Source organism: Lewinella sp. W8, assembly GCF_004375085.3.
In the GTDB taxonomy this organism is placed as follows: Bacteria; Bacteroidota; Bacteroidia; order Chitinophagales; family Saprospiraceae; genus Neolewinella.
In genome coordinates this window covers 80,861-95,601 of the sequence record NZ_SNAQ03000024.1, presented here as the reverse complement: position 1 = coordinate 95,601, position 14,741 = coordinate 80,861, and the positions used below count along the sequence as shown (strand labels likewise).

Annotated in this window: 13 protein-coding genes; 7 read left to right on the top strand and 6 right to left on the bottom strand. The window is 55.1% G+C overall.

Going from position 1 to position 14,741, the window contains the following annotated elements; genetic code table 11:
* Positions 1–1,178 (top strand): T9SS type A sorting domain-containing protein (locus tag E1J53_RS21535; RefSeq protein WP_154640270.1); only part of this gene is annotated, 1,178 nt, incomplete at its 5' end.
* Positions 1,179–1,714: 536 nt separating this feature from the next.
* Here E1J53_RS21535 and E1J53_RS21530 read toward each other — a convergent pair.
* The 3 genes from E1J53_RS21530 to E1J53_RS21520 are packed head-to-tail and all read right to left on the bottom strand — an operon-like array spanning position 1,715 to position 3,320.
* The gene (locus tag E1J53_RS21530; protein WP_134272189.1) at positions 1,715–2,653 is read right to left on the bottom strand and encodes an alpha/beta fold hydrolase; all 939 of its coding nucleotides are present in this window, start codon (positions 2,651–2,653) and stop codon (positions 1,715–1,717) included.
* A gap of 30 nt (positions 2,654–2,683) precedes the next feature.
* Positions 2,684–2,959 carry a DUF2087 domain-containing protein gene (locus E1J53_RS21525; protein WP_134272190.1) on the bottom strand — a complete coding sequence of 92 codons (276 nt, stop codon included), beginning with the start codon at positions 2,957–2,959 and terminating at the stop codon, positions 2,684–2,686.
* Positions 2,960–2,966: 7 nt separating this feature from the next.
* Positions 2,967–3,320 (bottom strand): hypothetical protein, encoded by a 354-nt coding sequence (locus E1J53_RS21520; RefSeq protein WP_154640269.1) that lies wholly within the window; start codon positions 3,318–3,320, stop codon positions 2,967–2,969.
* Positions 3,321–3,533: 213 nt separating this feature from the next.
* On the opposite strand from E1J53_RS21520, the gene ahcY reads away from it, so the two are divergent.
* The 6 genes from ahcY to E1J53_RS21490 all read left to right on the top strand — a co-directional run bounded on the left by ahcY (position 3,534) and on the right by E1J53_RS21490 (position 9,059).
* Positions 3,534–4,847 carry an adenosylhomocysteinase gene (ahcY, locus tag E1J53_RS21515; protein WP_134272191.1) on the top strand — a complete coding sequence of 438 codons (1,314 nt, stop codon included), beginning with the start codon at positions 3,534–3,536 and terminating at the stop codon, positions 4,845–4,847.
* Between the two features lie 340 nt (positions 4,848–5,187).
* The gene (locus tag E1J53_RS21510) at positions 5,188–5,652 is read left to right on the top strand and encodes a hypothetical protein (protein ID WP_134272192.1); all 465 of its coding nucleotides are present in this window, start codon (positions 5,188–5,190) and stop codon (positions 5,650–5,652) included.
* Positions 5,652–6,743 carry a hypothetical protein gene (locus tag E1J53_RS21505; protein WP_134272193.1) on the top strand — a complete coding sequence of 364 codons (1,092 nt, stop codon included), beginning with the start codon at positions 5,652–5,654 and terminating at the stop codon, positions 6,741–6,743. Before E1J53_RS21510 ends, E1J53_RS21505 begins: the two co-directional genes overlap by 1 nt.
* Entirely contained in the window at positions 6,740–7,444 is a 705-nt protein-coding gene (locus E1J53_RS21500; RefSeq protein WP_134272194.1) for a cupin domain-containing protein, read from the top strand. Before E1J53_RS21505 ends, E1J53_RS21500 begins: the two co-directional genes overlap by 4 nt.
* 23 nt (positions 7,445–7,467) lie before the next feature.
* Positions 7,468–8,385, top strand: coding sequence for a hypothetical protein (locus E1J53_RS21495; protein ID WP_134272195.1), 918 nt, complete (start codon positions 7,468–7,470; stop codon positions 8,383–8,385).
* The gene (locus E1J53_RS21490; protein WP_134272196.1) at positions 8,382–9,059 is read left to right on the top strand and encodes an ATP-binding cassette domain-containing protein; all 678 of its coding nucleotides are present in this window, start codon (positions 8,382–8,384) and stop codon (positions 9,057–9,059) included. Before E1J53_RS21495 ends, E1J53_RS21490 begins: the two co-directional genes overlap by 4 nt.
* 9 nt (positions 9,060–9,068) lie before the next feature.
* Here the strand turns inward: E1J53_RS21490 and E1J53_RS21485 are convergent, their stop codons facing one another.
* The 3 genes from E1J53_RS21485 to E1J53_RS21475 form a co-directional block, all read right to left on the bottom strand.
* A complete protein-coding gene (locus E1J53_RS21485) occupies positions 9,069–11,549 on the bottom strand; it encodes a DUF5686 and carboxypeptidase regulatory-like domain-containing protein (RefSeq protein ID WP_134272197.1) in 2,481 nt (826 codons plus the stop codon).
* A gap of 117 nt (positions 11,550–11,666) precedes the next feature.
* Positions 11,667–12,767 carry a catalase family protein gene (locus E1J53_RS21480; RefSeq protein WP_134272198.1) on the bottom strand — a complete coding sequence of 367 codons (1,101 nt, stop codon included), beginning with the start codon at positions 12,765–12,767 and terminating at the stop codon, positions 11,667–11,669.
* Positions 12,767–14,617: a di-heme-cytochrome C peroxidase gene (locus E1J53_RS21475; RefSeq protein ID WP_134272199.1), complete on the bottom strand. Its 1,851-nt coding sequence runs from the start codon at positions 14,615–14,617 to the stop codon at positions 12,767–12,769. The genes E1J53_RS21480 and E1J53_RS21475 overlap by 1 nt, the downstream gene beginning before the upstream one ends.
* Between the last annotated feature and the right edge of the window lie 124 nt (positions 14,618–14,741).

Genomic DNA, 14,741 nt, shown 5'->3' with positions numbered 1-14,741 from the left:
TGTGTGAGGGCAGCAGTGGCTCGCTCTCTGGTCTGATCACTACCCAGGACGACGACGTGATGGGTGGCGTTGAGGTAACGCTTACGGGTGATAACAACATGGACGAGACGGTGACCACGGCAGCCAACGGTCAGTTCAGCTTCGGTAACCTGGAGGTGGATGCGGACTACACGGCCAGCCCGGCCTACAACGCCGCCTTCGACTTCGGCAACGTGACGGTGACGGACATCGTGGCGATCACGAACCACATCCTGGGCTCGAACCTGCTGGGTACGGGCTACGACCACGTGGCGGCCGACGTCAACATGGACGCAGACGTGAACATCTTCGACCTGGTGGCGATGCGCCGGGTGATCCTTGGCCTGGCCGATGATCTGAACCCCGCGGGTGCTACGTGGCGCTTCGTGGAGGCGGACTACAACCTGACGGCGGGTAACTGGATGGTTACCTTCCCCGAGGTGTACAACGTGAACAACCTGCAGGGCAACGTGACGGATGCGGACTTTGTGGGCGTTGAGCTGGGTAACGTGGTGCGCGCTGGCGGCCGTGCTGCACTTGAGCTGAATGTGGAGCAAGCCGAACTGGCCGCGGGCCAGACGCACACGGTAAAAATCAGCAACGGTGAGCTGGCGGGCTTCCAGGGTACCCTGGAGCTGGCCGCGGGTCTGGAGCTGGTCAACGTAGCCTACGAAGGCGAAGGAGCGATGAACCTAAACCGTGCCGGTGAGGGAATGATCGCCATGGCCTTCAATGGAGCGGCGACCATCGAGGTGGAAGTACGCGCTACGGAGGCGATGCGCCTGAGTGAGGCGGTAAGCCTGACGGACGCCATCACGGTACGTGAAGGTGTGGCGGCTAACGGAAGCGCTGGTTCTCTGAACCTGAACTTCGGTGATCTGGCGATCACGGAGGCGATCAACGGTCTGGAGCAGAACACGCCCAACCCGGTAGCGGAAACGACGCGCATTGCCTACACGCTGGCTGCTGCCGGTCAGGTGACGCTGAACATCCAGGACATCCAGGGCCGCACAGTGCTGGTCCGTGAACTGGAGGGCGCTGCTGGTCGCAACGTGATCGAGCTGAACGTAAGTGAGCTTGGTGGCGCTGCCGGTGTGCTGAGCTACACGATCACGGCCGGTGACTTTACGGCTACGAAGAAGATGGTGGTGGTGCGCTAGGCGAACCGACCACTATCCGAAACGGATAGACGAACGGCCCCATCGGAATGATCCGGTGGGGCCGTTTTTTTTGTGGTTGAAGGAGAAGGGAAAGCTTGATGTATAGATACGTCTGTACGCCAGAGAATCGCCCCGCACCACAACCACTTTCAACGGCGGGATTTTGAACTTTCGCGTAGATATGTAGAAGTACGACAAAGGCGGGAAAGCCGGAACGAAATACGCTAACCCCATCCTTCAATCCTACTTTACCAAAGCTGGTTTGTGGGACTGACTTTTCGGGATTCCGCGTAGATATGTAGAAGTACGACAAAGATGGAGAATCGGAGCAAGATGTACGGGTCCCTGTCCCTGGATTCCATCATAACGCACCTATTTTTGGGGTCGAATTTTGGACTTCCGAGTAGATATGTAGAAGTACGACAAAAGTGGAAAATCGAGTGCTGTATTGCTCCCTTTTCAAATATGTCAGGCACCTGTACCGGCTGAGCCGAGTATTCCGTTTCACTTCACGCTCCGCGCCCTAATTATTACACTTACTCCGCCAATTCATGCTCCCGTAACCAGGCAAGCAAATCCCGATCAAATCGTTGGGGGACCTCAAGCTGGGGGGTATGACCGCAGCTATCGTAACGGTGTAGCGTCAATTGAGGAAGTTGTTCATGAGTATCCGGCCATAGGGTGTGGGGAATGACGTAATCGTATTTACCCATGGCTACGAGCATGGGCAAGTCGAGGGTAAACGCGGTGGAGAACATGTCGTAGTCCGCAAATACCGTGGTAAAGAGGTGTTGGGTAACCGGGGAGTGGACGGTCATGTCGTCCCAAAGCCAGCGGGCGTCATAATGAGCGTCGTACCAATAGAGGGGAGCGTCGTTGTGGTAGCTGGCCGAAGCCTCCTCTTGGCCCGTCAACTTGTCGATGGCGGAGATATTACCCATGTTCTGCTCCTTGAGTGCCTTGCGCTCCGGAGAGGCCGTGGCCCAGAGGGAATCCGCGTGAAGGGTGTATTTTTCGTTACCCCAGGCCGTTGGGGATCCGATCACCACTAATCCGGCAAGTTGATCGCCGTAGACTTTAGCGTATTCCGTGGCAATGGTCCCGTGGATACTGTGACCAACTAATACGGGCTTTGCGAGCCCGAGGGCTTCCTGAATCTGTGCAACATCCCCGACAATGGAAGCAATGGTAACGGTGTCTAAATTCTCTTCCTGATATCCCGCGGCAAACCATTTGAGATCGACAAAATAGCAGGTAAGGTGATCCGTGAGGGTTTGGGTGAAGGTCTTGGGGTAATAGACGGATGAGCCGATCACCAGGCAGGCTGGCCCCCGTCCCTTTACGACGACATTGAGGGTGCTGCGGTCAACGGTTACCTGCCGGTTGACAATCGGGGAATCCTCGATCCCCTCCGGATGGCAGGAGGGTAAAGCAAAAAGGAGGAAAATGCAAAAGTATAAGTGATGGCGCAGCATCCGGTAAAGGTAAGCGACGGGCCTGAATCACTATTTAGAGGTCCGCCAATAGGCCCGCCCGTCCACCGTGCGATTGAGCAGTTTGCGGCCAAACATCATCCTCCGGAGGGTGGCCGGATCGTTAAAGGTGTGATGAGCATTGAGCGTTTCGTTGATCTCTTTTTCCGAGTAGCGGAGGCCGGGCCGGAAGTATTCTGCGAGGGATTCCAACATCAGGTCTTGCTTGATCTTTTGGCGTTTTCCGGGAAGCTGGGTGAAGCGTCCGGCTTCGTCACGGTATCCGTCGAGGCAGGCGTAGCGGTCCATATGTTATTTAGTTGTATTTTCGGTTAATCCTTTTTGATGAAGGGGCCGTACTTGAAATATAATGAGGGAAAGAAAAAGTTGCTTCTTTCGCCTCAATCTTTTGGTAGTGTAACAAGAGTAATGGTAGCCACCTCCGAAAACGGAAGCCAAGGAAGGCGCTAATGCTTATATTAAAGAGCATCACCTGGGTAAAAGCCTCCGGTAACTCCTGCTCAATCAACACCCTTGGCTGGTTGTTCCACAGAAAAAGGTCATGCAGGGTCTCGTGGTGTGTCTGGTCTTTGGCACCAATTGACGTGAAGGCTGGAGTTTGTGCTCCGAGGTAAGCACTCAATAAGAGCAAGAGAAAAGAAAATCGCATAGGGTAGTCGGCTTTGGCGCAAGATAATTCCATTCTCTTTTGGATAGACCTGGCAGCCTGCACGCCGTTACAATAAGTTAATGATTGCACCTGCGCTCCGTCGCCTTCTAAAATGAATTAACCCGGGAATATCTGACATTCAATCCCCCAATCCTTCTGATATTCAGTCATTAATTATTCGTACCTTTGCCCTTCCAAAATCCAAAGAAAATTATGCCCGCTACCGAAACTAGCACCAATTACAAAGTAAAAGACATCAACCTGGCGGCCTGGGGCCGCAAGGAAATCAAGCTGGCCGAAGCCGAAATGCCGGGCCTGATGGCCCTGCGCGAGCAGTACGGAGCCAAGAAACCCCTCGCGGGCGCCCGGATTGCCGGATGTCTCCACATGACGATCCAGACGGCCGTCCTGATCGAGACCCTCGTGGAACTCGGTGCGGAAGTAACCTGGTCGAGCTGTAATATTTTCTCTACCCAGGATCACGCCGCGGCCGCCATCGCCGCCGCCGGTATTCCCGTTTTCGCCTGGAAGGGGATGAACGAGGAAGAATTTAACTGGGCCATCGAGCAGACCCTGCACGCCTTCGAAGGTGGTCAGCCCCTGAATATGATCCTCGACGACGGCGGTGACCTGACCAACATGGTACTGGATGACTACCCCCAACTGGTGGAAGGTATCCGTGGCCTGAGTGAAGAAACCACTACGGGCGTTCACCGTCTCTACGAGCGGATGAAGAAGGGTACGCTGACGATGCCCGCCATTAACGTGAATGACTCCGTAACCAAATCCAAGTTCGACAATAAGTACGGCTGTAAAGAATCCGCCGTGGACGCGATTCGCCGCGCTACGGACGTGATGATGGCCGGAAAAGTGGCCATCGTGGCCGGCTACGGTGACGTGGGTAAGGGAACGGCCGCCAGTCTGCGCGGTGCCGGTTGCCGGGTGATCGTAACGGAAATCGACCCCATCTGTGCCCTGCAGGCCGCCATGGACGGCTTTGAAGTCAAGCGCATGGACAACGTTATCGGACGTGGCGACATCATCGTTACCGCCACGGGGAACTTCAATATTCTTACCGAACGTCACTTCAAGGCCATGAAGGACAAGGTGATTGTTTGTAACATCGGCCACTTCGACAACGAAATCGACATGGCCTGGTTGAACGCTAACTACGGCGACACCAAGGACAACATCAAGCCCCAGGTTGACCTTTACAACGTAGACGGTAACGACATCATCGTGCTGGCCGAAGGCCGACTGGTGAACCTCGGTTGTGCCACCGGTCACCCCAGCTTCGTAATGTCCAACTCCTTCACCAACCAGGTGTTGGCCCAGTTGGAACTCTGGCAGCACAGCGACAAGTACGAAAACAAAGTGTACATGCTGCCCAAGCACCTGGACGAGCAGGTCGCCCGCCTGCACCTATCCAAAATCGGGGTAGAACTGGAGGATCTTTCCGAAGAGCAGGCCGCCTACATCGGCGTGGAGCAAAACGGTCCCTTCAAGCCGGAGCACTACCGTTACTAAGGATTGAATGATTGAAGGAAGGAATGAATGATTGAGGGAGAGAAGGATTGAGGGACTCAAGGGTCCGTTCAATCCCCGGCGGTTCAATTGGCCGTTACTTTCTCCATCGATTCCATTACAATTTTGGAATAGCCGGTTATCCTTTGGGGTAATCGGCTATTTCATTTGCTGGAGTTGGGCGACGGCGCGTGAAGTGTAACGGAATACTCGGCTCAGCCGGTACGGGTGCAATGGAATACTCGGTTCAGCCAGGGAAGTCGGTAGAGAAAATCATCCGTGGACGACATAGTTTTCTGACGAAATCCTGCAACGGACCAAAAGTTCTTCCGTCCTTGTAAGCGTGTTGACGTCCACCCAGAATATTTATCTCCTGCTGTTGGCCGCCCTGGGGTGGTTGCTCAGTTTGTACTTTGGCTTTTTTCGATTCCGACAGTTCGTCTGGAGCCGCAACAAGGTTCGGTACGACCTGCTGCTGAAGGTGGATCAGCGGCGGGCGAATCTGTCGGCAAAGATCATTTTGCTGCTGGAACTGGATAAACGCAACCGACGGGTGGAAGTAGGGATAAACTCCCTGATCCGACGCTACTTTGAGCTGATGCTTCAGGTAGATTTCTTGCGGGAGCAGGAGGCCATTGATGCCAATATTTTGCGGCACTGGCGAAGCGGAATGCAAACGGATTTGCGGCAAATCATGGCCTTACGTCCTGCCCTGGGGGATCAGTTCTCCCGGCTGGCCAAAGGCCACCGGGAACTACCGGAATTCACGTCGTCCTTATTATCTGACTTCTTAACCACCGAGGCTTAATGAGCGTCATTTTTATTAATTCCCACCGCGGGAAATCGGGCGTCCTGTTCGGGGAAAAGCTCCCCGAAGCCTACGTGCTGGCCTGCAAATTTTTTGATTGTGGCATCATGGATCGCACGGGAACCCTGGACCAGGGATTCGACTACCGCGTGCTCGACCCCATCCCGGCTTCCCCGCCGGCGGACGAAGCCTTCGACCCCAACGCGGCCTTTGCCGCCACCTGTGATGCCGTAGCTGGGGAAATTGTGCAGCGGGCGCTGGCGGAAGACCGCGAGATCAGGGTGCTCTGGTCCGGTGGAATCGATTCTACCGTGGCCCTCATCGCACTGATTAAGAACCTGCCACCAGCAGAGCATCACCGACTGGTTCCGCTACTCAACATGGTGTCCATCAATGAGTACCCCCTGTTCTTTCGTAACCATATTCTGCGAAAACTTCCCTTTCAGCAGGTACCCGCCCCGATCACCAATCACTTCGGGAGCCGGGAACTGATCGTCACGGGGGAACACGGTGACCAGCTATTCGGCAGCGACAAGCTGCTGCCCTTCATCAGTAACGGATTGGCCTTCGAGCCCTGGGAGGACGTGCTGCCGTTGCACCTCTTCGACAAGTTTGGCAAGGGACGCAAAGTGGACATTTTGATGGAGTACCTCCGTCCGCAGTTTGCCGCCAGCGAGCAGCCGCTGCGGACCACCTTTGAGCTCTTCTGGTGGTTGAACTACTCCCTGAAGTGGCAGCAGGTAAGCTTACGCCTGCCCGTGTTTACTTTTCGCGACGACGTGGCCGCGGTCTTTAACCGGACCCACCACTTTTTCCGCGACGAAGGCTTTCAGCGTTGGAGTTTAGCGAACCACCCCAACCGGGCCTGCGCGGGCCTAACCAGCTACAAGCAGGCGGCCAAGGCGTACATCTACGACTTTACGGGTGACGAAGAATACCTGACCCACAAAACCAAAGAGCCTTCCCTGAAGCACGTGATCCTCGATCGGCGGCAGCAGGGAGCGACACGGTATCGCATCGCGATGACCGAAGACTTTAACCCAGTGATTGAGACCTTTCATAAACACTTTAAAAACCAGCAAATCGTATGAGCTTTCAGCCTGCCTACTCCGAGTTCGACTTCGCCAACGGACTATTATTTGACTACAGCTCGGATGCTTACCCCACCAAACTACACGCCTGGACGGAGGAAACTACCTTTAACCGTCCCGGCTCCACCTTTTACGGCTACATCTTCGAAGGCCCCACCACGGTAACCAGTAGTAACAACACTTACGGACTGAACGCCCGCCAGTATTTTTGCTTCAAGGACGGGTTTTCCGTAGTTGGCGGTCGGGGCATCGTGATTGAGCGAATCGGATTTACGGGGATGGATTCCCTGGGCGGCCCCGTAGAGAACTGGGGGCGCCTGAAGTACATCGATGGCTGCACGGACTCTCTGCTGGTGCCTCCGGTAAAGATGGGGGATCCCTGCCTGAATGCCCTTTTCTTTCCGGAGAATATTGACCAAACCGCCCATACGCACCCCTCAATGCGGGTTGGGATGGTCATCGAAGGAGCCGGCACCTGCGTCACGCCCGAAGCGGAGTACGATCTCGTACCAGGAAAAATTTTCATCATTCACCCCGAGGGAACGCACCGTTTCCGTACCCGTGCCGGTCAGAAACTGACCGTGATCGCCTACCATCCCGATTCGGATTTCGGTCCGCAGGACGAGGACCATCCGATGATTAACCGTACCATCGTTGATGGCGTTTCTGCCGCAAAAATTGCCGAGATCCGTACCCACTGATCCCACCTGCTTACCTTTGGTGAATGCGTCACTACTTTGAGTTGCAGTTCCGGCGGATAAGCCGTCAGTTACGGGACTGGGGGGTGCCGCCCGTGGCGGCACTCTTGCTGGCGCCGGTAGCTTTTTTCCTGCTGGCAAGCATGCTCATGGAACGTACGGAATTTGCTCCCTACCTTCTTCTCGCGTTTGGTACTATACCCTTGGCCCAGTTAGGCGGGCAAGCGAGAAATGATTTTCTGTTTCTTCAATTTCACCAGTCCACCTACCGGAAAATACGACTGGCGGAAAATGGGTTACTGGTGGCACCCTTTCTGCTTTTTTTCCTCGTACGGGGACTTTGGGGAATGGCTTTCCTTCAGTTGTTGCTTGGCCTCGTCATGGTGTTTTTACCGGCCCTCTCCAGCGTCAACCGGGTACTGCCAACCCCATTTTCCCGGGAGCCCTTTGAATTCGCGGTGGGTATTCGTAAAACCTGGTTTGGGTACCTGGGGTGCTGTTTTCTTGCGGTTATGGGGCATCAGTCCGATAATTACTCCCTGATGGTATTCGCCATGGTTTTGCCGGCTTTTGTCGCCATGGGGTATTACGGAAAGCCGGAACCCGCCTTCTTCCTCTGGATACATACCCTTTCTCCCCAGGATTTCCTGAACAGAAAGTTACGGATGGCCGCCAGGCACGCATTCATTTTGCTCCTACCGTTGCTCCTTTACGTGCTTTACGCTTTTCCCGAGGAGTGGTGGCTAACGCTTTCACTTACCCTCCTGGGCCTCGCCTATATCCTCCTGATGGTGGTGGCGAAGTACGCCGCCTATCCGGAGGAGATTGACCTGCGTCGTGCCTTCCTGATGGCCGTGGCCATGATTATTCCCCCCTTAATGATTGTTGCCTTCGTGCTGTTCTACCGCCAGGCCCGGGCCAAACTAATGTTATTCCTCCCATGATCACGCTGGATAAAGTAAACAAGCATTTTGGGTCAAATCAGGTGCTTCGGGGCGTTACGGCCACCTTCTCTCCGGGAGGGGTGTACGGCATCATCGGTGAAAACGGAGCGGGTAAAACTACGCTGTTTCGCTGCATTGCCGGTTTGCACCAGTTTACGGGGGAGATTTCCTCCGATCAACCCAACTTTCATCACCGGCTTGGTTTTTTGCAGACCCAAAACTACTTCTTCAGCCGAATGACGGGGCGGGAATACCTGCGCCTTTTGGTCCAGGCCCGCAACTTGCCCGTACCCGATCTGGAGGCGAAGAATATCTTCGACCTGCCGTTGGATGAATACGTAACGAATTACTCCACCGGAATGCAAAAGAAAATTGCCCTGCTGGGAGTATTGCTTCAGAAAAATGATGTGCTCATCCTGGATGAGCCCTTTAACGGCGTAGACATCCAGAGTAACATCCTCATTTCGGCGATCATTCAGCAGCTCAAGTCTTCGGGCAAAACCGTTTTGATCTCCTCACACATCTTTGCCACCCTGCGGGACATTTGCGACAACATTCATTTGCTTAGGGATGGGGTCTTCGCCGAAACCGTATATCCTCAGGAGTACGCAAAGTTGGAAGCGCAGATGATTGACGTTACCCTGGGCAACCAGTTAGAAGCTTTGGATTTATAGATCCGTAGGCTAGAAACTCCAGTCACGCTTCCAAAGGTCGATCAGGTCAAAGCTGATCTTGAAGGCCGTGTTGGGCTTGCCGTTCGAACTATCGGCCAGTACCCCGTAGGCGCCAATGCGCAGCCTGCGTCGGGCACCGATTTTGAATACCCGCTCCGCACCGAAGAATAACTCCTGGTGACGGAACTTCTCTTCGGGGAGCCACATGACACCCCCACCGGCGACGGCCTTGAGTTTGGTTTTCTTCAGGAGGGGAATGTTGTTGATGAGCGCACCGTTGAAGTGGTGGATGTGATGAAACTCCAAATAGCGATTGGTGGTGTTCAGTGCCGTGTCCAGCGACTGAAAGGAGTGCAGCGGGTCCGAAAACAAAATGGGGTCGGATTGCCGGAACCGCTTCCAGTCTACGAAACGCAGGTCTTCCGTATTAATGAACTGACCGGCCCGGGCCCGGTATTTGGTGTTGCCCAGCGTGCCAAACACAATATCCTGTTCCACGGCGAATTCCACCAGGTCAAAGTCAATGTCGCTCCCCAGTGGTCCCGACCACCCCTTGCGGTGGAGTAGGGTGAAGGTGGGCCACTTGCTGCCCAGGTTGATTTTCCGGTCGGGCTCCCGCATGTATTTGAGGCCCGGAGTAAAGCTGATGGCGTTCGTGGTGATGAAGGCCTGGTAGGGATCGAAGTCGAGGATTTCCTCCTCGTCGGTGACGATATCGGTGAGGAACGAACTGGTCTCAATGCCCGTAATCGGTTGCCGGTCACTGATCTCGGCCTGGGTGAAGAGGGTGAGCCCGTTAAGCAACTCAATCGAATGGCGCATCCGCAGCGCGTCGTGCAGAATGTAGTTCGAGGGACGCAGCTGGTTCAGGTAGGCATCGTACTGGTTGATGGACTCAAAGCTGCGGCCGCCGCTGACGGAAATATCGCCCAGCTTAAAGGGGGAGTACCGGTACCAGGCATCAAAGTTCCCCTGGACGTCACCGTTTTTTAGGCCGACGTTAGCCGTGCCGGATACGTTCATGATCTGCCCATTGGAAAATCGGCGGAAGTAGGAGGCGTATGGCCCCAGTCGCCAACCACCGACGGGACTGAAGTCAATGAGTTCACCCATCGACCCCAGGTAAAGGTGACTCTTTTGGGCGTTGTTTCTCAGTCCCACACCCTCCCAGGCCAACTCCAGGAAGGTAACCTTATTGTAGCGTTCCTGGATACTGTCCTGGTAGGCCTTGCTGTTTACGACGGCCGTGATGCTGTCCTGGACTGCTACCATGGCCGCTTCTTTATCCGTCAGGGCCACCGTTCTTCCGCTTTCCCAGTATGCACTATCGCGTTGGTAGGCCTCGCGGGTAGTGACGGCCACTTCGTTACCGAAAAACTTGGGGGGGAAGGGATAATTGGCTTCGTAGGTGCCGTAACTCAGGGTAGTAACGCCCCGGAAGGTGAGCCGCTTGCCCTGCCGGGCCCGGTAGTTAAACGCCTGCTGTTTCAGTTTCCATTCTTCCGTGTCGTTCTCGGGGGCGTACACCTGTTCGAGGCGGAAGTCATCAAAGGTCCTCAGCGTCGCGGTGGGAAAGGATACGTCCAGGCGGTTGATCGTCCAGCTACCTTCGTTGATCCAGATCGTTCCCTCGAGGGTTGAATTGCCACTTTTTCGGGGAATGATCTTGATTTTATAAACTATTTGCTTGCCCTCCAGATCCGTCGACTCCAGTTTGTATTTATAGGAAAGAATGGCGGTGGAGCTGATGGGAGAAATCACGGGAGCATCGGCGATTCCCCGCAGGGAAACCATGTTCCGGTAGAAGTTGAAGTCCGTCTCTGCGAAGCGCGGAATAAACAAACCGGCGACGTTTCCGTAGGCCTGATAGGCCAGCCGCTCCTCCTTGTACTGATTGGGGGGTGCAACGTTGAGCCGCACCTGCATCTCCACCATGTTGAGGTTGTCCACCAGGGCCTTGCGGGCTTGTTCTTCGGCGGCAAAGGGATCGACCGGAACGGTGGAAGCAAGCTCGACGGCCGGTTCTTTAGGGGCTCGTTTTCGCTCAATTTCCTCCACGGCCTTCACGTAAATGGTGGAGCGATAGGGGGCGACGGCGCGCAGGTGCCGGTCTTTTTCCTTGATGGCCTTGCGGATAATGCCGTAAGCCGGATCCTTGGCGGAGGCTTTCACCGTAATTTCCTCCAGGGCCAGCTCGGCCGTGTGCAGACGAACGTTCAGCAACAGCGTATCGGAGGGAATGACCACCCGCTGCCGGATGGACTCGTAACCGAGGCTGGAAAACACGAGTCCGAATTCTCCTTCGGTATCAAAGCTGAAGAAGTAATTGCCCTCGCCGTCGGCGATGGCGCCGGTGCCGAGTTCCTGAATCAGCATATTGGCGAACGGAACGGGTTCGTCGTATTCATTCACGACCCGCCCCATAATCGCCTGGGCGGTTAGGGCAAGGGAAAAGAGGCTGGCTAGAAAAGTGAGCGCTAATCTGTTCATGGGTAGTCGGCAGGAAAAAATGCTGCCGATTGTTCTACTTCATAAGACGCCTAAGCCTCCGAAAAGAGTTGTATGCCACCGACTTTAATGCTTTTTTAGCGTTCGCCCCCGCCGAAGTTACTGGAATGTTATCCAGTCCTCAGGCTCCTCGGAAACCTCACCGTTCCGGTCGTGGCGAAATTTGGACATGGTTTCATAGATCGCCCTGCGACCACGATTAAGTCCCCCCAGGGGACGGTGAACCTTCAGGGCGTGCCACGGACTAAACGATAGCTGGTCTCCGTAAAGTTGTTGTGCGGGTGTGTCAAAGGTTTGCCGGGGAATCTTAATACTGGCGACTTTGATGAAGGGGGAGAGGTTACGGTTCCATTTTACCCGGGGATCCTCAATGGGCATCAAGACCGGGTCAGTCTGTACCTGAATGAAGAAATCGAGATAGATATCCTGATCACTGAGGGTGGCCACCATGCGTTCCCGCAAATAATTTTCTGACGGGGTTCCGGCGGGAAGCTCACTGCCACTCGGAGTCCGGGGAAGAACGGCATATTTAACCGCTCGGTCCCCGAGCAAATAAGGGGTCGTAGAGCCCCATTCCACGTCAAAAAGGTTGGCCACCTGGATGCGTACTTCACTGAACAACTTCAGTAGGCCAAGGTGAGTGAGAAAAAAGACGCCGGCACTCACCTTCCCGCCATTGATCGACTTCAGGAGTTTGCCAAAGGTCTTTACGTCCTTGGTCACGAAGATCTGTGTGCTCATGAACACAAAATCCTGGGTGCTTGCCGTAGCGTGTGCCGGAAGAATTTTCTCCCCTTCAACACCCATTAACTTGATGGCCATTCCCCGGGAATCTTTGGCAATGTCCGGGCTTTTCTGCCCCGAGAGGTTGGAATACCTGATCCAGGCATGATAAGTGGCTGGTTCCGCAAATACACCCACCCGGTACTGCTTGGGCAGGCCCTCCACCACCGTGAACTCCGCCTTCACCAGTCCGTGCTGTTTGGGGTGAGCGTCCCTGCGGGTACGCTCCGGGGCCGGGTAGTCTTTTTCCAGACGTTCCTTCAGCAACTTGATGATCTTCTGGGTGGCCTCGGCTTCCCCTTTGGGCGGGTATTCGGTGGCCATCAGCAGGTCCTTCCGTTGGGCGGACAGGCTCGATGCGAACGACAAGGCCAGCAGTACAAGGAGGCAGAGCCTAAGGACGTTACGGGCCATCATCACAGAGTTTTCATGAATTCAACCAGGGCTCTCCGGTCGGCTTCGGGAAGGTGGGTGCCATAATTATGCCCCAGGTTAGAATTCCCCTCCATGATTTTGCCGTTTCGGTACACTTGAAATTTCGTCTTGCCGCGGTCGTAAACGTACCCGACCTCGTTGGGGTCAAACTCCCGGCTGCCTACCCAGAAGGTGCGTGGCCGCTCCGGAGGTGGCATCATCAGCGCCCACAGGCTGGGGACGGAACCATTATGCAGGTAGGGGGCAGTAGCCCAGATGCCGTTCAGGGGCCGTCCCTTGTACACCAGCCCATCCAGGTTCTTGTTGGTGGGGGTATAGTCTTCGGGGTGCTCTCTATCCATTACCGCCAATTCCATTAGACCGTGCTGGTCGAAGCGGTGCTCGACGATGGAATCCCGGATCCTTTCGTGGTAAGCAACGTGTTTCCTCCACGACTTCGTTTCCGTTTCTTTCTCACCGGTAATGGCCGCTGCGGACAGGGCCTTGACGGGGTTTTTCAGTACCAGCCCCACCACGCCGTTGACCGGAATCTGGATGGCCTGCGCACTGTCCCGGAATCGATCTCCGATCAGGATCTCGGCCTTGGTGCCTTCGAGAATCCCCGTAGCGGCCATATGGTGCTCGGCCGCCCAGGCCGTCATGGGGTCGGTACCCAGGGAGTCTAAGGGAGTTCGTGCGGCTTTGTAGGGAAGCCCCTCGTCGGCGGGCTTCACGATTTTATGACAGCGCGCGCAGTGTTCCTTGAACAACGGTTCCCCGGCGGCGGCCAGGTCCCGGTTGATGGCGGGGAAATTCGTGTCTTCCCAACGGGGAGAACGCAGGTCCTTGACGTATAATTCCAGCGCGCCCAGTCCGTGAAAGTCGATGGTGGAGGAGTAGCGCTTCTTTTTACCGTAGAGCCGTTGCCACCAGGCCGCTTTCTTGATCTCCAGCCCTCCGAAAACCCCCACGACTTGCCCCGTATTCCTCACCAGGGGCCCCACTACCGGAGTATTGGGTGCGGAGCAGTTCCACTGCACCACGTCGGATTGATGCGTCCCCCAGAGGAATGGGTAGGAGACAGGAGCAGCGGGCGTATTCCGATTACTCAACATTTTCAGCGCAAAAGCGGTACCGGCATTTTCAATATTCGTAAAGGCATCAAGACGGGCGTAGCTCGTAAAATCATCCGGAAAGCTGTTGGGTAAGTCGTTCACCATTTGTCGTTGCCCGGAGGCCGTAGCCTGCTTTAAAAGGTCACTCCTCAATTTTTCGGCCGACTGCACGCTATACGTCCCGCCGAGAACCCGCTTGGCGAAGCGCATGAATTTCTCATCATCACGATGCGTCTCGTTCAGGGCATCCATCAGGTTGTCGAAGAACTTGACGAAGTTCCCCAGCGTAGGGGCCCCGTCAATGAGGTACTTGTTACCCTGGTAGTCCAGTTGATTGGTGTGGCAGGCCGCACAGGTAAAGCCAAGCATGGCCCCCTTGACGGACTTTTGGCGCGTCATCACGAAGCCAACCGGTAGGCCCGAGGGATTAAACTTGGAGGTCTTCATGGGTAAGTATCCCAACATGGACATGTACTCGGAACTCCGGAAGAGTTCCTCGCTGTCGGGTTGCTCCAGCCAGGTAAACCACAGGTAGGGCATGATCTCTGCTCCCTGGGGCGTGAACCAGAACTTCTCCTTAGTGGAGTCCGGCCAGTTCTGTTCAAGGGAAAGTCTTTCGGGAACGTTGCCTACTTCCTGAAGGTACTTTACGTCCTTTGGCATGACCAACGCTGTATTTACGTTACAGGCAATCAGGATCAGGCCCAACAGCGAGGCAAATACGATACTCTTTTTCATAATCCGAATTTATGGGTGGCGGCGCTCGGGGTGGTGGTATTCGATGTCGGGGCAACACCGGTTTTGTCCGTACCTGAGTACGGATAAGCGGGGCCTTAACATATTCTGAAAAGTACAATTTAAA

Coding starts and splice junctions, on each gene's coding strand:
- E1J53_RS21480 (WP_134272198.1), bottom strand. CDS start 12,767: ATGATGGCCCGTAACGTCCTTAGGCTCTGCCTCCTTGTACTGCTGGCC.
- E1J53_RS21500 (WP_134272194.1), top strand. CDS start 6,740: ATGAGCTTTCAGCCTGCCTACTCCGAGTTCGACTTCGCCAACGGACTA.
- E1J53_RS21475 (WP_134272199.1), bottom strand. CDS start 14,617: ATGAAAAAGAGTATCGTATTTGCCTCGCTGTTGGGCCTGATCCTGATT.
- E1J53_RS21505 (WP_134272193.1), top strand. CDS start 5,652: ATGAGCGTCATTTTTATTAATTCCCACCGCGGGAAATCGGGCGTCCTG.
- E1J53_RS21520 (WP_154640269.1), bottom strand. CDS start 3,320: ATGCGATTTTCTTTTCTCTTGCTCTTATTGAGTGCTTACCTCGGAGCA.
- E1J53_RS21490 (WP_134272196.1), top strand. CDS start 8,382: ATGATCACGCTGGATAAAGTAAACAAGCATTTTGGGTCAAATCAGGTG.
- E1J53_RS21495 (WP_134272195.1), top strand. CDS start 7,468: ATGCGTCACTACTTTGAGTTGCAGTTCCGGCGGATAAGCCGTCAGTTA.
- ahcY (WP_134272191.1), top strand. CDS start 3,534: ATGCCCGCTACCGAAACTAGCACCAATTACAAAGTAAAAGACATCAAC.
- E1J53_RS21485 (WP_134272197.1), bottom strand. CDS start 11,549: ATGAACAGATTAGCGCTCACTTTTCTAGCCAGCCTCTTTTCCCTTGCC.
- E1J53_RS21525 (WP_134272190.1), bottom strand. CDS start 2,959: ATGGACCGCTACGCCTGCCTCGACGGATACCGTGACGAAGCCGGACGC.
- E1J53_RS21530 (WP_134272189.1), bottom strand. CDS start 2,653: ATGCTGCGCCATCACTTATACTTTTGCATTTTCCTCCTTTTTGCTTTA.